Genomic DNA, 17,075 nt, shown 5'->3' with positions numbered 1-17,075 from the left:
GTCATTCTCCGTTGTCGTTGCGACCGAACAGGCGGTCGAACAAGCCTTTGCTCTCCGCCACCCGGCGCGCCGTCACCTGTTCCACCAGCTCGGCGAGGCTGCGCGCCACCGCGCTGCTGCGCGATAGTTGCAGCACCGGGATGCCCTGGTTGACCGAATCGGTGGCCGACAAATAATCGTTCGGCACCGTGTGCACCACCTCCGCGCCCAGCGCCTGCTCCAGGTCCATCAGACGCAGCTTGCCGCCCTTTTCGTAGCGGTTGACGATCAGGCGCGTGCGCTCGCTCGGATAGCCCAGCGAACGGAAGATATCCAGCAGGCGGCGGCCGTCGCGAATGTCCGGCAGCGCCAGTTGCAGCACCGGGTGGATAGTGTCCGCCTGGTCCAGCGCGCGCAGCGAGATGGCGTCGATCTGGCGGCCGACATCGAGCACGATGAAGTCGTAGTGCTGGCGCGCCACGCGCAGGATGCTGTCCATGTGCTCCGGCTTCATGTCGACCGCGTGGTTCGGATCGTCCGCCGCCGCCAACACGCCGAAGTTGGACGCCACGTGCACCAGGCAGGAATCGAGGAAGGAACCGTCCATGCGGCTGATCTGCGCGCAGATGTCGGACAGCGTCATCGCCGGCTTCTGGTCCGACACATACAACGTGGCGTCGCCGAACTGGCCGTGCAGGTCGATCAGCAGCACCTTCTTGTCGGCTAGCGCGGCCAGCGCGTAGCCGAAGTTGGTCGACAAGAAGGTCGCGCCGCTGCCACCCTTGCAGGAGATGAAGGCCAGCACCTTGCCCTCGCGCGTCTGGCTGACGCCGGCCGCCACTTCGATCCGCCCCATCGTTTCATGGAAGGCGCTGTGCACCAACGGCAGTTGCAGCACCTCGCGGATGCCGGCACGCATGGCGCGGATCAGCAGGTCCTGCTGTGGCTCGCGCGTCAGCAGCATGAAGGAGGACGATGGATACAGCTTGCTGAGGCGCTCGACCAGTTCCGCCTCGTCCGCGCCCACATCGCTGGCGTCGACGATCACCAGCTCCGGCGTCTCCGGCAACTGGCGTTCGACCGCGTCGCGCAGGCCGTTGCGCGACGCCACCAGCTGCAAGGCCGGCATGCGCGCGGAGCCTTGCGCGGCGACTTCGGCGTGCAGCAGGCTGTCCCTGCTGATCATCAGTGCTTTCATGGTCACTCCTCACTTGGCGCCGCTGACGCCGATGGTAAATGCGGACGACTGCGGCGCTGGATCGCTGCTGGCCTTCTGGTAGCGTTCAAACGCGGCGTGCGCGGCGCGGCCGTCCATGCCGGCCACCGGGTCGCCGTTGCGGCCGGCGTCCGCGTCGATCACCTGCTGCGCCAGCGTTACGCGGGCGATCTCGCCGAAGTGCCGGTCCCATTGCGGCGTGGTGAAGCCGGGGTCCAGGGCGCAGGAGGCCAGCATGCATGCCATCGGCAGGCTCAGTAGATATCGCATCGTCGTATCCCGTTTATTTGTGGTCGGTAATCTGGGCCGGAGGCCCTTCCATGCGCCCTTCGAGGAAGAGCTGGGCGCGGCTCGGTGTGGTGATACTGTCGGTCGGCAGCTTGTAATTCGGCGGCAGCGGCTTCACCAGGTGCGGCGTCACCACGAACAGCAGCTCGGTGCGGTCCTGCTGGAAGTCGGTGCTGCGGAACAGCGCCCCCAGCACCGGCAGCTCACCCAGCACCGGCAGGCCGCGGATGTTGGTGGTCTGGTTGTTTCTGATCAGGCCACCGATGGCGAAGCTCTGGCCGTCGAACAGTTCGACCGTGGTGGCGGCGCGGCGCGTGGTGATCAAGGGCAGGATGGCGCCGCCCGAGAAGCCGGCCGCCGAGATGCCGATGCCTTCGCGCGACAGCTCCGAGACCTCCGGCGCCACGCGCAGGTTGATGCGGCCGCCGGCCAGCACGGTGGGCGTGAAGTGCAGGCCGATGCCGAACTCCTTTTCCTCCAGCGTGATCTTGTTGTTGTCCTGCGCGACCGGCACGAAGATCTTGCCGCCCGCCAGAAAGCTGCCTTCCTGGCCGCTGATCGCCATCACCGTCGGTTCGGCCAGGACGCGCACCAGGCCATCCTGCTTGTCGGCGGCGATGCCCAAGTGGTTACCCCCGGCCTTGCCGGCGCTGAGCAGACCTTTCAATGTCCCGCTGATAAAGTTCGATGCCAGTGTGGAGCTCCAGGTGCCGCCGCCAAAACCAAGCGATATCCCGCTCTCCAGCTTGTCCAGCAGCGTCTTGGAGACCTCGGCAATCTTCACCTCCAACATCACCTGCTGCGGCGCGCCGACGTTGAGGAAGTTGACGATGCGCGTTGCGCCCGCAGCGGCGGCTGCCGCCGGCGTCTGCGGCGCGGCCGGTACCGCAGGCGCGGCGCCACCGGCCGCGCCGCCCTTGTCGCCCTTGGCCGCCTCCAGCGCCTGCGCCGGACGCCGCACGAACGCGGAGGCCAGTTCCAGCACGCGCGCCGCCGTCGGCGCATCATCGACCGTGCCGCTGATGACCAGCGTGTCGCCGGCCGCGCTGACGCTGATGTCCTTCTGCTCCGGCATCAGCGCGGCCAGGGCGTTCTGCAGCGCGGTGGGATCGATGCCGACCACCACCTCGATCACGTTACACATGCCGCTGCGTCCCTGCACGATCATATTGCTGCTGCCGATGTCGACGCCGACCACGTACAGCGTGTCCGGCGCCACCAGCATCGCCTGCAGCACGGCTGGATTGCCGACGCTGCGCGCCAGCACCGCTTCCGGCATGCGCATCAACGTCGACTTGCCCAGCGCGAGCGTCAGGTTGCCCGGCGTGGCCGCCTGGCCGCCGCACCGCAGGCTTACGGCGTCGCGGCCCGGCGACGCGTCCGGCGCGGGGCGTCCGGCGCCGGGGACGGTGGACGGTACGGTCGCAGCGGCATTCGCGGCGGTAGCCGTTGGCCCCATGCCAACCATCGCCAACAGCAGCGCCGCGTGTCGTAGCGTCGTCATGGCCGGCTCACAGGCATTCCTGCGTGCGCTGCACGCCGGCGATCACGCCGACGCAGGCGCGGGCACGCGGTGCGGCTTGCGCCAGTTGCGGGCGCGGCTTGGCAACGGCGGCGGGCGTCTCCACCGCCGCCGCAGGCGCCCTGGCAATGCCGAGCAAACTGGTTTTGGTCGCGCCGTCCGTCACGCCCGGACGCGGATCGACCTGGTTGCGCAGCACCAGCGACAGCGTGCCGACGCTGCGCGCCAGGTCGATGTTCTCGGCCTGCGCCGGCGTCACCTCCAGCGTCACGGCGTTGACCACGCGCGGCTTGGTTTCGTCGCGCCCCACTTCCTGCGCCACGGCCAGCACCAATATCCGTTCCAGCACGATTTTGGAAATCGCGTTCTCGTTGCCGGTGGCGGCGGCCTGCGTGTTGACGAGGATGTCGACAAAATTGCCCGGCAGCGCAAAGCCGGCCACACCCACCACGTCATTGACGCGCACCGTGATGGCCCGCTTGCCTTCCGAGATCAGCGCCGACAAGCCGCCCAGCGTTCCGGCCGGCGCCAGCTTGGCCTCGCTCAAAGGCTCGTCGCGCAGCACGCTGGTTTTCAGCACACGTCCCACCAGCTTGGCGCCGTCGCGGATGGCGCCGCGCGGCAGGCTGTCGGCTGGCCAGTCGATCGCCTTCAGCATCTCCGGCGTCAGGCGCTGGCCGAGGTTCACATCGGTGGCGGCGACGATGATCTTGTTGGCCGACGTCGGCGTCTGGCGCAGCAGCCAGCGCGAGGCCAGCACCACCGCCACCAGTCCCAGTACGATGGCCAGCGCCATCATCATCAGTGCGCGCCGGTTGTTCATGCTATGCGCCGTTGCAGTTGGTCGATGGCGTCGGCCGGCGCCGCGACGCCGGTGGCGAACATGCTGATCCAGGCCTGCTCCAGCGTCTCCAGGCTGACGCGCGCGGGCTCGCCGAGGAAGCCGGCGAAGTCATTGATGCGGCCTATGATCTCGCGCGGGTAGCAGGCTAGCAGCGACAGGCCACTGCCGGCATGCAGCTCTTCAATCAGGTAGCCCAGCGCCGCCTCGTCGAGCGCCACGCCGGCGGCGACGCACTGCTGGCGAAACAGGTTGCGGTAATTGGCCGACTCCAGCGGCCCGACCGGGATCTTGTAGCCGACCCGGCGCAAGGCCGCCGCGTCCAGCAGCACCTCCGGCGCCAGGCTGGTGGCGAACACCAGCTGCATGCGGCAAGGCACACTGAAGTGACAGCCGCCGGCCAGCGCCAGCTGGCTGCGTTCCAGTTCCCGCGCCTGCGAGAAGCGGTTCAGCAGATCGACGGCCGCCATGCGCTGCCGGCCCAGGTCATCGACGATCAGCAAGCCGTTGTTGGCCTTCAGCTGCGGCGGCGCGCGATAGCAGCCGCTATGGCTGTCCGCCTGCAGCTCCAGCATGTCGGCGCTCAGGTCGGCGTCCAGCGCCACCACGGGCCGCACGCACAGCACCCAGCGCGGATCGCTGCTGCGGCGCTCCTGCGCCTGCCGCAGCTGGCGCATATGCTGCGGCGCCGGCGCGCGGTGCAGCAGCGCGTCGTAGACCTGGACGATCTCCTGCCCCACCACCAGCGCATGCGGCACCGCGATCACGCCTTGCAGCAGGGCGCCCAGGCGGCGCGCCAGCATCGACTTGCCGCTGCCCGACGGCCCATGCAGCAGCACCGTGCGGCCGGCGTGCATGGCCGCGCCCAGCATGCGCTGCACGGCGGGGCTGAGGAAATCGTCGGCGAATTCTGCGGCCAGTTCGTCGGCGCACAGCTGCGGCGCCTGGGCGGCCTGGCGTTCGACCATGGCGCGGTAAGCGTCCAGGGTCACCGGCGCCGGGCCGACGTAGGCGCAGCGATCCATCCAGGCGCCGGCGCGCAGGCGGCCGGCCGACGTCAGTTGATACTGCACGTCGATGTCCGATTCGCCTCGCCAGGCCACTTCGACCACATGCTCGGCCACCATGAATTCCAGCGCTTCGCGCAACACATTGATCGACAGGTGCAGCCGCGTGGTCAGCACCGGCAAGTGGATTTTCCCGCTGATGAAAATGGTCTTGGCGATCAGCTCGACGATCAGCTGCTGCGACAAGCCGCTGTCGCGCACCGTCTTGGGCTGGGCCGGCAGCAGCTCGGCGGGATCGGCATGGAGGGCGGAGGTAAGCGATTCTACGGCGAGCATGACGATCTCCAGCGGTGGAATTAGTTACGTTGAGGAATCAAGTCTATCGGCCCGCGCTTTGTGGATATTGACGCGCAGCAAATTCGTGGCTAGCGGCCGATCAGCGATGTGCGAGCGCCACCATCGCCATCGTGGCCAGCGCGATCGCCAGGCCGTAGGGGATGCCGCCGACACTGGCGCCCGGCGCCAGCGGCACCGCTTGCAGTGGCAAGCCCAGGCTGCGCAGCAGTAGCGGTTTGCAGATCGTCACCACGTTGCGCCAGCCGTCGCGCCAGCGGCCGTTAAACAAGAGCATCAGCAGACCCATCAGGCCGCCGACAAGCGTGGCCAGCACCGCCACCTTCAGCGCCATCAGCGGGCCGACGAAGCTGCCGACCATGGCCATCAGCTTGACGTCGCCGGCCGCCATGCCGCGCAATAAATACAAGGGCAGGAATAAAAAAAAGCCGGCCAGGCTGCCGGCTGCCCACTGCGTCAACGGCGCCCAGTGCTGGCTACCCAACAGGTGCAGCATCAACGCCAGCAGCAGGCCGCTGAGGATCAGCACATTCGGGATTTTGCGCAGGGCCAGATCCGTCACGGCCGCTTGCGCAACCAGGCAGATCAAGATCACTTCGATCGCATTCAACATGACGGCCTCTCCAACGTAAGGCTTTCCAGCCAGGCTGCGGCTGGAAAGCCAGGTGGTTACGCGCTGGTGATCCTCGTGGCGAGGTTGGTGAAGGCAGTGGTCAGCGCCGTGCCCAGTAAAGCGTAGATGGTAACGATCGCCGTCGCCATCGTCGCCGCGATCAAGCCATATTCAATGGCGGTAATCCCGTCTTCGTCGTGTGCGAACACCTTTGCTGCTGCAATAAGCGAGTTCATGATTTACTCCTGGATAAAGTCAAAAAAGTACCCCTGGCGCGGTTGGCTGACTAGCAGATCGCCAGTGCCGCGCCATTAAGGCTTACTATACGGATCGGAGTTTTCCGAGAGTTGACTTGACGCAAGCTTTCCATGTGGCATTATTTTCATGGGTTTGACGAAAATGTGTGCACGGGACACACTTCATGGCTGGCTTATGTCAAACTGCATCAGTTTCCCGGCCGGTAAGCTGGAAGGGGTTATCCAGCTGTCGGAAAAAGGTCGCATACAGTTGCAAGGAATGTTTTTTTTCGCACACATGAATTGCCTTGATTGCAAAAAGCTATTATCCTGCTTAGCTGTTCTTTGGAAAGGCCCCGTGTTGCAGCTTCACTGTGCGCCTGACTATCAAAGAGATTGGCTTGATAGGCGTGTACGAAACGTGGCTCGACACAAGGTTGTGTGATTATTTTCCAGAGAAGAAAATGGATTCCCTACTGAAACACATGGTGGACATGACCGGCCACCGCGATCACACGATGCTCGACATCTCCGTGATCTCGGCGGTGCAGGAACTTGCACGCGCCAGCCAGGTCCGCGTTCTGACGCTGGCCACAGTCAGGGGCAAGACCTTTGTCCGCCCGCGCACCATCATCTGCGCCGGCCAAGCGGCGCGCATGGTCGACACCACGGACCTGCACAATCCCGGCGAACCCATCGAGAACATCCCGGCCCTGGCCGAGTGCCTCGCCAACCACGAATCGGGTGCCGACGTCGCCAACGAGGCGGGCGAGCACACGCTGTGGCTGCCGATCTGGCTGGGCGACAAGGCCGACACCTGCCTGGAAATCGTCAACCCGACACCGTACACCAGCGACACCATCCACGTCATCGGCGGCATCGTCAGCGTCTACCGCAACTTCCAGAACCTGCTGGACTACAGCGAACGCGATTCGCTGACCGGCCTGCTCAACCGCAAGACCTTCGACGACCAACTGGCCAAGATGCTGGCCGCCAGCACCGAACAAGATGCCCTCACGCTGCCGGGCGAAGCGGAACGCCGCAGCCACCACGAGCAGGAAAAGCAATGGCTGGCCGTGGTCGATGTCGACCATTTCAAGCATGTTAACGACCGTTTCGGCCATTTATACGGCGATGAGGTCTTGATCCTGATCGCCAACCTGCTCACCTCCTCGTTCCGCGCGCAAGACCGCGTGTTCCGTTTCGGCGGCGAGGAATTCGTCGTGCTGCTGCGCTCGACCACCCTGGACAACGCCAAGAAGATCATCGACCGCTTCCGCACGAACGTGGCGTCGCATGATTTCCCGCAAGTGGGCAAGGTGACGGTCAGCGTGGGGTTTGTCAGCATCAGCGCGCTGGAGGCGCCGGTGATCATCCTGGGACACGCCGACCAGGCGCTGTACTACGCGAAAAGCCACGGCCGCAACCTGGCCTGCCACTACGACGAGCTGGTCGATGGCGGCATGTTGCAAGCCATCGCATCCAACGATACCGCCGAGTTCTTCTAGTCCCCGGCCTCAGGCTAACGTCAGAAAACGCATGGGATCTACGTTCCACTTGCTGGGCGATTCGTGGCCGACGATCTTGTCGCCGCCGCCAAAGCCCAGCCCCCGCGACAAATCGATGGTTTCCGGCTTGATGTAGAGATTTTGCTTGGTGTTGAAGAAAACATTGACCTTGGGCGCCAGCAAATTGGTCTCGTGTGGCTCAATCACCACACCCAGGCGTCCCGACTCCAGCATCACCATGGTGCCGACCGGATAGATCCCTACACAGCGCATAAATTCCTGCGCGAACTGCGGATTGAAGTGGAACTTGCTCCATTCATAAATCTTGCGCAAGGCCGCCGCCGCCGGCATGCCCTTGTGATAGCAGCGGTCCGCCGTAATGGCGTCGTACACGTCGACAATCGCCGCCATCTGCGCCAATTCGCTGATCTCGTCGGCCGCCTGCTTGTTCGGATAGCCGCTGCCGTCGCGCCGTTCGTGGTGGTGCAGCGTGATGTCCAGCGGTATCGGACCGATCTCCGGCGATTGCAGCAAGATGTTGTAGCCATCCTGGGGATGACGCTTGATGATGGCGAATTCCTCGTCCGTTAGCGGACCGGGCTTGTTCAGGATGGCGTCCGGCACCAGGGCCTTGCCGGTGTCGTGCAGCAGCCCGCCCAGGCCGGCCTGGTGGGTCCTCTCGGGGTCGAAGCCGCGCGAACGGCAGAATGCCACCAGCAGCGTACAGACGCTAACCGAGTGCAAAAAGGTGTAATCGTCCTTGTTCTTGATGCGCAGCAAACCAACCAGCGCACCCGGGTTGCGCAAGATAGATTCGGTGATATTCTGCACCACCGGCTGGACTTGATCGAGTTCGATGGCTTTGCCCAGGCGCGCATCCTGCATCACGGTGCGCACCAGCGTCGACGCCTGGTGGCGGATCTGCACCGCGCGCTTCATTTCCTCGCCCAGTGAAACGCGGGTGATGACCGGCGCCTTGGCGACGATTTCCACGATTTCGCGTTCGGTCGCCGCCTGTGCCTCGTCCAGCGACGGCGCGTCCTGCACGTCCAACCCCTTGCTGTTGTCTATGACAACGTCATGGATGCCGGCATTGATAATCTTGCGAATTTCGTCTTCGCTGGAGATCAGGAAACGGTTGCGGACGAATGGATGGGTCATCCAGTCGCAGCTCAGGTCATGGATGTACATGCCCACTTTTAGCTGCGAAGAGTCGACTTTCTTTAACATACTGGTACCCACTTTTAAGAGGCTGGAAACAGCGGAAAGGGTTGATGCCAGTATAGCAAATAGTTTCCTATCAGGATTAGATTTACAGGTGCTACCATTTGTTTGTCTAGGTAAACAGTCCCCCAAGCCATGGAATTACGCCAACTTCGTTACTTTGTAGCCATAGTCGATCACGGTTCGCTGTCGCGGGCGGCCGTGGTGCTGCATATTGCACAACCGGCACTGACCCAACAGTTAAGGCAGCTGGAAGAAGAGCTGGGCGTGCAATTGCTGCACCGCTCGGCACAGGGCGTGCTCAGCACGGACGCCGGCAAGATCTTCTACGAACACGCCCAGGCCATCCTCAAGCAGGTGGCGGACGCCCGCTCGGCCGTGGCGCAGTCGGCCGAACGCCCCAGCGGCGCGGTCACACTGGGACTGCCGCACAGCATATCCGGCGCGCTGGCGCTGCCGCTGTTGACGGCAACGCGCGCCCAATATCCCGAAATCACCCTGCAACTGACGGAAGAACTGACCGGCAACCTGAGCGAGCAGCTCAAGTCCGGCCGCGTCAATCTGGCCGTGCTGTTCGACGACGGCCAGCTGGCCCAGTTCGCCACCACCCCGCTGGTGGAAGAGGAACTGCGCTTCATCTGTCGCGCCGATGCGACTTACGCGCAAGGTGAGCAGGCACTCACCTTGACGCAGACGCTGAAAACCACGCTGATCCTGCCCGGCCTGCAACACGGCGTGCGGCCGCGCATCGAAAGCGTGGCGCGCGAGGCCGGACTGACACTGGGAAACGTCATCGAGATCAATTCCATCGCCATCCTCAAATCCGCCATCCTGGCCGACATGGGCGCCACCATCCTGCCGTCCGCGCCCGTCCTGGACGAGCTGGAGCGTGGCGCCATGCGCTCCCACCGCATCCACAGCCCGTCGATTTCGCGCACGGTGGTGTTATGTGCCTCCAAGAATATTCCGCTGACCAACGCGGCGGCGGCGGTCAGCCGGCTGGTGCAGCAAGTGAGCGCGCAGTTGTGCGCCGGCGACACTTGGCCGGGCGCGACCGCCATCGGCTGAGCCCCCTCCCTTAGCCATCACTTTTTCTTATACCCCCATCGGCATTCCGTATTTCCGTATACGTCAACTAGCGCCCATACTCTGCTACAAAGCGGGTTTTTTAAGCCTAAAATACCTGCAACGCCGCTAACCATGCGGCCCATGGCCTGATCCTGGCGCGCCTACCCGGCGCCACCAAGTTTGGGCGCGATCTGACACAACACCGGAGACACCACCATGCCCGATACCACGGCACACGGCCCAGCAACGTCCACCAGAGACGCCGCCCCATCCCGCCTCACCACCGTCAGCCTCGACGACAAATACACCGCGATCAAAGACGACATCTTCCTGTCCGGCATCCAGGCGCTGGTGCGCCTGCCGATGATGCAGCGCGTGCGCGACCAGGCGGCCGGCCTGAACACCGCCGGTTTCATTTCCGGCTATCGCGGCTCGCCGCTGGGCGGCCTGGACGAGAACCTGTGGAAAGCCCAGCCGCACCTGGAAGCGCACCACGTGCAGTTCGTGCCGGGCGTGAACGAGGATCTGGCCGCGACCGCCGTCTGGGGTTCGCAGCAGGTCGACCTGATCGGCGAAGCCAAGTACGACGGCGTGTTCGCCATGTGGTACGGCAAGGGCCCGGGCGTGGACCGCTGCGGCGACGTCTTCAAGCATATGAACCATGCGGGCACGTCCAAGCACGGCGGCGTGCTGCTGGTGGCCGGCGACGACCACGGCGCCTATTCGTCGACGCTGCCGCACCAGTCGGACCACCTGTTCTCGGCCTCGATGATCCCGCTGCTGTACCCATGCAATGTGCAGGAATACCTGGACCTGGGCATCCACGGCTGGGCCATGTCGCGCTTCTCCGGCTGCACGGTGGCGTTCAAGGCATTGGCCGACACGGTCGAATCGTCGGCCTCGGTCGACGCCGATCCGTTCCGCGTCGAGGTCAAGATCCCGCAGGACTTCGTCATGCCGGAGGGCGGCCTGAACGCGCGCCTGTCCAGCATCCCGCTGGGCCAGCAGGCGCGCAATCAGGAAGCGCTGATGCAGGACTACAAAATCTACGCCGCGCTGGCCTATGCGCGCGAGAACAAACTCAATCACACCACCATCACCAGCCCGAACGCCAAGCTGGGCATCATCGCCTCCGGCAAGTCCTACCTGGACGTGCTGGAAGCGCTGGAGGAACTGGGCATTGACGAGAAGATGGCGGCCGACGTCGGCCTGCGCCTGTTCAAGGTCGCGATGCCATGGCCGCTGGAGCCGGACAGCGTGCGCGAATTCGCGCAGGGCCTGGACGAGATCCTGGTGGTCGAGGAAAAGCGCCAGATCGTCGAGTACCAGTTGAAGGAACAGCTGTACAACTGGCGCGACGACGTGCGTCCACGCGTGATCGGCAAGTTCGATGAAAAAGGCGAGTGGGTCGCCCCGCGCGGCGAATGGCTGTTGACCTCCAAGGCTGACTTCTCCGTGTCGCAAGTGGCGCGCGTGATCGCCTCGCGCGTCAAGCGCCTGATCTCGGACCCGGTCACCTGCGACCATATCAAGGCCCGCCTGAGCTTCCTCGACGCCAAAGACGCGGTGCTGAAGAAAGCCATCAACACCCCGTTCCGTCCAGCGTTCTACTGCTCCGGATGCCCGCACAACACCTCGACCAAGGTCCCGGAAGGCAGCCTGGCGCTGGCCGGCATCGGCTGCCACGTGATGGCGACCTCGATCTACCCCGAGTTCAACAAGCTGACCACGCACATGGGCGGCGAAGGCGCGCCGTGGATCGGCCAGGCCGCGTTCTCGAAGATTCCGCACGTGTTCCAGAACCTGGGCGACGGCACCTACTTCCACTCCGGCTACCTGGCGATCCGCGCGGCCGTGGCGGCCAAGGTCAACATGACCTACAAGATCCTCTACAACGACGCGGTCGCGATGACGGGCGGCCAGCCGGTCGACGGCATCACCTCGGTGCCGATGATCGCGCAGCAGATGGCGGCCGAAGGCGTCAAACGCATCGCGCTGGTCACCGAAGACCTGGGCCGCTACACCGACCGCAGCGCGCTGCCATCAATCGTCAGCCTGCACGACCGCAAGGACATGGACGCGGTGCAGCGCGAGCTGCGCGAAGTGGGCGGCGTATCGGTGCTGATCTACGACCAGACCTGCGCGGCCGAGAAGCGCCGCCGCCGGAAGAAGGGCGAGTTCCCCGACCCTGCCAAGCGCATGGTCATCAACGAAGCCGTGTGCGAAGGCTGCGGCGATTGCGGCATCCAGTCCAACTGCACCTCCATCCTGCCGAAGGAAACGGAGTTCGGCCGCAAGCGCACCATCGACCAGTCGTCCTGCAACAAGGACTACTCGTGCGTGAAGGGCTTCTGCCCGAGCTTCGTCACCGTCGAAGGCGGATCGCTGAAGAAGACCAAGACCGGCGTCACCAAGGACAACGCCGACGACGGCTTCGGCGCCCTGCCGGAACCGGTGCTGCCATCGTGCGACCAGCCGTACAACATCCTGATCAACGGCATCGGCGGCACCGGCGTGATCACCGTCGGCGCGCTGATGGGCATGGCCGCGCACCTGGAAGGCAAGGGCGCGTCGGTGCTGGACATGACCGGCATGTCGCAGAAAAACGGTTCGGTCACCTCGCACGTCAAAGTCGCGAAGACCCCGGCCCACCTGCGCGCGCAACGCATCGCCACCGGCGAAGCGGACGTGATCCTCGGCTGCGACATGCTGACCGCCGGCGCCGCCGACGCGGTGTCGAAGATGCGTCCGGGCCGCACGCTGGCCATCGTCAACCTGCACGAGCAGCCGCCAGGCACCTTCGCGCAGAACGCCGACTGGCAGTATCCGGTGGCCGAAGTACGCGCGCTGATCGAGGAATCGGTCGGTGCCGGCGCCGCCGAATTCATCGACGCCACCAAGCTGGCCACCGCGCTGATGGGCGACTCCATCGCCGCCAACCTGTTCATGCTCGGTTACGCATGGCAGAAGGGCCGCATCCCATTGAACGAAGCATCGCTGCTGCGCGCGATTGAGCTCAACGGCGTCGGCATCGCATCCAACAAGAAAAGCTTCCTGTGGGGCCGCCGCGCCGCCGTGGACCTGAAGCGCGTCGAGCGCGTGGCCATGCCGACGCAGGCGATCGTGATGCAGATGCCGCAAAGCCTGGAGAACGTCATCAACAAGCGCGTCGAGTTCCTGACCGCTTACCAGAACGCCGCCTACGCCTCGAGCTACGAGCAGCTGGTGTCGCAGGTGCGCGCGAAGGAAACCGCCCTGGGCCTCGGCAACAAGCTGTCCACCGCCGTCGCCAAGTACGCCTTCAAGCTGATGGCCTACAAGGATGAATACGAAGTGGCGCGCCTGTACACCGACGGTCGTTTCGTCGAACAGCTCAAGCAGCAGTTCGAAGGCGACTTCTCGGTCAAGTTCAACCTGGCGCCGCCGATGTTCGCCAAGAAGGACGCCAAGGGCCATCTGGTCAAGGCGGAATTCGGCTCGTGGATGTGGAGCGCGTTCAAGCTGCTGGCCAAGTTCAAGGGCCTGCGCGGCGGCGCGTTCGACATCTTCGGCTACACCGAGGAGCGCAAGATGGAGCGCGCGCTGATCGTCGAATACCGCGATCTGGTCAATTCGTTGATGGACCAGCTGTCGCCGGAAAACCACGCCACCGCCGTGGAACTGGCCGGCCTGCCGGAAAAAGTGCGCGGCTTCGGCCACGTGAAGGAAAAGGCTGTCGCCACCTTCCGTACCGAGAAGGCACGCCTGCTGGCGCAATTCGGCCAACAACGCGCAGCGTAAAGCATCATGGGGCAGGCTGCGGCCTGCCCCCACAATTCGCTTGACTTGACGTTAACGTAAACGTCATATAATGAACCAAACAAAGCACAAAATCCCAAGGGACACCATGAACGACCTCTCCGCTCCGAAAGTTGTAGCCGTGCCGGATCAACCGCGCCTGAACAATAAAGTCCGTTTCGTCACCGCAGCCTCGCTGTTCGACGGCCACGACGCCTCGATCAACATCATGCGCCGCATCCTGCAATCGAACGGCGTCGAAGTGGTCCACCTGGGCCACAACCGCTCGGTCGACGAAGTCGTCACCGCGGCGCTGGCCGAAGATGTGCAAGGCATCGCCATCTCCAGCTACCAGGGCGGCCACGTCGAATACTTCAAATACATGATCGACCTGCTGCGCGCGCGCGGCGGCGCCCACATCAAGGTATTCGGCGGCGGCGGCGGCGTCATCGTCCCTGACGAAATCGCCGACCTGCATGCCTACGGCGTCACCAAGATCTTCAGCCCGGAAGACGGCCAGCGCATGGGCCTCGTCGGCATGATCCAGTGGATGGTGCAGCAGTGCGACATCGACCTGTCCAGCTATTCGCCCACCTCGCTGGCGCCATTAAAGGAAGGCGACATCGCCGCCCGCCACCGCCCGCTGGCCCAGCTGATCACCGCGCTGGAAAACGAAAAAGCCTCCCCTGCCCTGCGCGCCGAACTGCTGGCCGCCGCCGAAGGCCTGGCCGTGCCAACGCTGGGCATCACCGGCACCGGCGGCGCCGGCAAATCCTCGCTGACCGATGAACTGATACGCCGCATCCGCCTCGACCAGGGCGACGCCGTCAACATCGCCATCATCTCGATCGACCCGTCGCGCCGCAAATCCGGCGGCGCGCTGCTGGGCGACCGGATCCGCATGAACGCGATCAATCCGTGGGCGGCCAATGGCCAGCTTCAAAGCCGCGTCTTCATGCGCTCGCTGGCCACGCGCGAAGCAGGCTCCGAGATTTCGCAGGCGCTGCCCGATGTTATCGCCGCCTGCAAAGTGGCGGGCTTCGACCTGGTGATCGTCGAAACCTCCGGCATCGGCCAGGGCGACGCCGCCATCGTGCCGCATGTCGACGTGTCGATGTATGTGATGACGCCGGAATTCGGCGCCGCCTCGCAGCTGGAAAAAATCGACATGCTCGATTTCGCCGACTTCATCGCCATCAACAAATTCGACCGCAAAGGTTCGCAGGACGCGCTGCGCGACGTCGCCAAGCAGTACCAGCGCAACCGCGAAATGTGGAGCAAGCGTCCGGACGAAATGCCGGTCTACGGCACCCAGGCGTCGCGCTTCAACGACGACGGCGTGACCGCGCTGTATCAAGGCCTGCTGCCCAAGCTGGCGCAATTCGGCCTGAAGGCCAAGCCGGGCAAGCTGGCGCCGGTGGATGTGCGCTTCTCCAGCGGCAAACACGTGATCGTGCCACCGGCACGCGCGCGCTATCTGGCAGAGATCGCCGACACCGTGCGCGGCTACCACCGCTTTACGCGCAAGCAGGTAACGCTGGCGCGCGAACGCCAGCAGCTGACCGAATCGAAACGCATGCTGGCAATCGCCCACAAAACCGCCGACTTTGACGACCTGATCGCCGAACGCGATGCCGAGATGGACGGCGGCGCCAAGAAGCTACTGGCCCAGTGGCCGGACATGCAGGCCGCCTACGCGGGCGACGATTACGTCGTCAAAATCCGCGACAAGGAAATTCGCACCCGCCTGATCCAGCACACCCTGTCCGGCACCAAGATCCGCAAGGTGGCCCTGCCGCGTTATGAAGACCACGGCGAAGTGCTGCGCTTCCTGATGCTGGAAAACGTGCCGGGCTCCTTCCCGTTCACGGCCGGCGTGTTCGCCTTCAAGCGCGAAGGCGAAGACCCGACCCGCATGTTCGCCGGCGAAGGCGACGCCTTCCGCACCAACCGCCGCTTCAAGCTGGTCTCCACCGGCATGGACGCCAAGCGCCTGTCGACCGCGTTCGACTCCGTGACCTTGTACGGCGCCGATCCTGCGCTGCGTCCTGACATCTACGGCAAGGTCGGCAACTCCGGCGTATCGATCGCCACGCTGGACGACATGAAGGTGCTGTACGACGGCTTCAACCTGTGCAGCCCGAGCACCTCGGTGTCGATGACCATCAACGGCCCGGCACCGACCATCCTGGCGATGTTCATGAACACCGCCATCGACCAGCAGGTTGAAAAATTCGTCGAAGAGAACAAGCGCCAGCCTAGCGCCGACGAAGCGGCCAAGATCAAGGACTGGGTCCTGCAAAACGTGCGCGGCACCGTGCAGGCCGACATCCTGAAGGAAGACCAGGGCCAGAACACCTGCATCTTCTCGACCGAGTTCTCGCTGAAGGTGATGGGCGACATCCAGGAATACTTCGTCCACCACCAGGTGCGCAACTTCTACTCGGTGTCGATCTCCGGCTACCACATCGCCGAAGCGGGCGCGAACCCGATCTCGCAACTGGCGTTCACGCTGTCGAACGGCTTCACGTTTGTGGAAGCCTACCTGGCGCGCGGCATGCACATCGACGACTTCGCGCCGAACCTGTCGTTCTTCTTCTCGAACGGCATGGACCCGGAATACACGGTGCTGGGCCGCGTGGCGCGCCGCCTGTGGGCGGTGGCGATGCGCGACAAGTACGGCGCCAACGACCGTTCGCAAAAGCTCAAGTACCACGTGCAGACCTCGGGCCGTTCGCTGCACGCGCAGGAGATCGACTTCAACGACATCCGCACCACGCTGCAGGCGCTGATCGCGATCTACGACAACTGCAACTCGCTGCACACCAACGCCTACGACGAAGCGATCACCACGCCGACCGACGAATCGGTGCGTCGCGCGCTGGCGATCCAGCTGATCATCAACCGCGAATGGGGCCTGGCCAAGAACGAGAACCCGAACCAGGGCTCGTTCATCATGGAAGAGCTGACCGACCTGGTGGAAGAAGCGGTGCTGCAGGAGTTCGAACGCATCGCCGAGCGCGGTGGCGTGCTGGGTGCGATGGAAACCGGCTACCAGCGCGGCAAGATCCAGGAAGAGTCGATGCTATACGAGCACCAGAAGCACGACGGCACGCTGCCTATCATCGGCGTCAACACCTTCCGCAATCCGAAGGCGACCGGCGAGCCGCAAAAGATCGAACTGGCCCGCTCAACCGACGACGAAAAACAATCGCAGCTCACGCGCCTCGACGACTTCCACGCCCGCAATGCGGACGCCGCGCCGGCCGTGCTGGCGGCCCTGCAGCAAGCCGCCATCGACAACGCCAACGTGTTTGAAAAGCTGATGGACGCCGTGCGCGTCTGCTCGCTGGGCCAGATCACGACGGCGCTGTTCGAAGTCGGCGGCCAGTACCGCCGCAATATGTAAGGCCGCAGGAAGGGGGGGCGGCTCGCTGCCCCC

Annotated in this window: 12 protein-coding genes; 4 read left to right on the top strand and 8 right to left on the bottom strand. The window is 64.3% G+C overall.

The features are described from left to right. Window position 1 precedes the first annotated feature (1 nt). From AC07OK_RS10510 to AC07OK_RS10480, 7 genes are all read right to left on the bottom strand, one after another. The gene (locus tag AC07OK_RS10510) at window positions 2-1,177 is read right to left on the bottom strand and encodes a CpaE/TadZ family protein (RefSeq protein WP_494690265.1); all 1,176 of its coding nucleotides are present in this window, start codon (window positions 1,175-1,177) and stop codon (window positions 2-4) included. Between the two features lie 9 nt (window positions 1,178-1,186). Further along, window positions 1,187-1,465: a hypothetical protein gene (locus AC07OK_RS10505; RefSeq protein WP_494690264.1), complete on the bottom strand. Its 279-nt coding sequence runs from the start codon at window positions 1,463-1,465 to the stop codon at window positions 1,187-1,189. Between the two features lie 13 nt (window positions 1,466-1,478). Continuing rightward, window positions 1,479-2,987: a type II and III secretion system protein family protein gene (locus tag AC07OK_RS10500; protein ID WP_494690263.1), complete on the bottom strand. Its 1,509-nt coding sequence runs from the start codon at window positions 2,985-2,987 to the stop codon at window positions 1,479-1,481. A 7-nt stretch (window positions 2,988-2,994) separates the two neighbouring features. Next, window positions 2,995-3,828: a Flp pilus assembly protein CpaB gene (gene cpaB / locus AC07OK_RS10495; protein WP_494690262.1), complete on the bottom strand. Its 834-nt coding sequence runs from the start codon at window positions 3,826-3,828 to the stop codon at window positions 2,995-2,997. Beyond that, window positions 3,825-5,189 (bottom strand): ATP-binding protein, encoded by a 1,365-nt coding sequence (locus AC07OK_RS10490; protein ID WP_494690261.1) that lies wholly within the window; start codon window positions 5,187-5,189, stop codon window positions 3,825-3,827. Before AC07OK_RS10490 ends, cpaB begins: the two co-directional genes overlap by 4 nt. A 100-nt stretch (window positions 5,190-5,289) precedes the next feature. Continuing rightward, window positions 5,290-5,820: a prepilin peptidase gene (locus AC07OK_RS10485; RefSeq protein ID WP_494690260.1), complete on the bottom strand. Its 531-nt coding sequence runs from the start codon at window positions 5,818-5,820 to the stop codon at window positions 5,290-5,292. Between the two features lie 56 nt (window positions 5,821-5,876). Further along, window positions 5,877-6,056, bottom strand: coding sequence for a Flp family type IVb pilin (locus AC07OK_RS10480; protein ID WP_494690259.1), 180 nt, complete (start codon window positions 6,054-6,056; stop codon window positions 5,877-5,879). Window positions 6,057-6,520: 464 nt separating this feature from the next. Here AC07OK_RS10480 and AC07OK_RS10475 point away from each other — a divergent pair, with 464 nt between their 5' ends. Next, a complete protein-coding gene (locus AC07OK_RS10475; protein WP_494690258.1) occupies window positions 6,521-7,564 on the top strand; it encodes a GGDEF domain-containing protein in 1,044 nt (347 codons plus the stop codon). A 9-nt stretch (window positions 7,565-7,573) separates the two neighbouring features. Here AC07OK_RS10475 and AC07OK_RS10470 read toward each other — a convergent pair whose 3' ends face one another. Continuing rightward, the gene (locus AC07OK_RS10470; RefSeq protein WP_494690257.1) at window positions 7,574-8,794 is read right to left on the bottom strand and encodes an HD-GYP domain-containing protein; all 1,221 of its coding nucleotides are present in this window, start codon (window positions 8,792-8,794) and stop codon (window positions 7,574-7,576) included. Between the two features lie 129 nt (window positions 8,795-8,923). Here AC07OK_RS10470 and AC07OK_RS10465 point away from each other — a divergent pair, with 129 nt between their 5' ends. The 3 genes from AC07OK_RS10465 to icmF all read left to right on the top strand — a co-directional run bounded on the left by AC07OK_RS10465 (window position 8,924) and on the right by icmF (window position 17,042). Then, window positions 8,924-9,856 (top strand): LysR substrate-binding domain-containing protein, encoded by a 933-nt coding sequence (locus AC07OK_RS10465; protein WP_494690256.1) that lies wholly within the window; start codon window positions 8,924-8,926, stop codon window positions 9,854-9,856. Window positions 9,857-10,072: 216 nt separating this feature from the next. Next, a complete protein-coding gene (locus AC07OK_RS10460; RefSeq protein ID WP_494690255.1) occupies window positions 10,073-13,636 on the top strand; it encodes an indolepyruvate ferredoxin oxidoreductase family protein in 3,564 nt (1,187 codons plus the stop codon). Window positions 13,637-13,742: 106 nt separating this feature from the next. After that, the gene (gene icmF / locus AC07OK_RS10455) at window positions 13,743-17,042 is read left to right on the top strand and encodes a fused isobutyryl-CoA mutase/GTPase IcmF (protein ID WP_494690254.1); all 3,300 of its coding nucleotides are present in this window, start codon (window positions 13,743-13,745) and stop codon (window positions 17,040-17,042) included. The last annotated feature ends 33 nt before the right edge of the window (window positions 17,043-17,075 follow it).

Source organism: Duganella sp. GW821-FHT07G03 (assembly GCF_059418605.1).
The sequence above is the reverse complement of the archived record's forward strand: the minus strand, read 5'-3'. Positions and strand labels throughout refer to the sequence as shown.

What these genes read in the sequence shown, in the direction of transcription:
- AC07OK_RS10485 (WP_494690260.1), bottom strand. Translation starts at nt 5,820, where the DNA reads ATGTTGAATGCGATCGAAGTGATCTTGATCTGCCTGGTTGCGCAAGCG.
- AC07OK_RS10505 (WP_494690264.1), bottom strand. Translation starts at nt 1,465, where the DNA reads ATGCGATATCTACTGAGCCTGCCGATGGCATGCATGCTGGCCTCCTGC.
- AC07OK_RS10490 (WP_494690261.1), bottom strand. Translation starts at nt 5,189, where the DNA reads ATGCTCGCCGTAGAATCGCTTACCTCCGCCCTCCATGCCGATCCCGCC.
- AC07OK_RS10480 (WP_494690259.1), bottom strand. Translation starts at nt 6,056, where the DNA reads ATGAACTCGCTTATTGCAGCAGCAAAGGTGTTCGCACACGACGAAGAC.
- icmF (WP_494690254.1), top strand. Translation starts at nt 13,743, where the DNA reads ATGAACGACCTCTCCGCTCCGAAAGTTGTAGCCGTGCCGGATCAACCG.
- AC07OK_RS10500 (WP_494690263.1), bottom strand. Translation starts at nt 2,987, where the DNA reads ATGACGACGCTACGACACGCGGCGCTGCTGTTGGCGATGGTTGGCATG.
- AC07OK_RS10465 (WP_494690256.1), top strand. Translation starts at nt 8,924, where the DNA reads ATGGAATTACGCCAACTTCGTTACTTTGTAGCCATAGTCGATCACGGT.
- AC07OK_RS10470 (WP_494690257.1), bottom strand. Translation starts at nt 8,794, where the DNA reads ATGTTAAAGAAAGTCGACTCTTCGCAGCTAAAAGTGGGCATGTACATC.
- cpaB (WP_494690262.1), bottom strand. Translation starts at nt 3,828, where the DNA reads ATGAACAACCGGCGCGCACTGATGATGATGGCGCTGGCCATCGTACTG.
- AC07OK_RS10510 (WP_494690265.1), bottom strand. Translation starts at nt 1,177, where the DNA reads ATGAAAGCACTGATGATCAGCAGGGACAGCCTGCTGCACGCCGAAGTC.
- AC07OK_RS10475 (WP_494690258.1), top strand. Translation starts at nt 6,521, where the DNA reads ATGGATTCCCTACTGAAACACATGGTGGACATGACCGGCCACCGCGAT.
- AC07OK_RS10460 (WP_494690255.1), top strand. Translation starts at nt 10,073, where the DNA reads ATGCCCGATACCACGGCACACGGCCCAGCAACGTCCACCAGAGACGCC.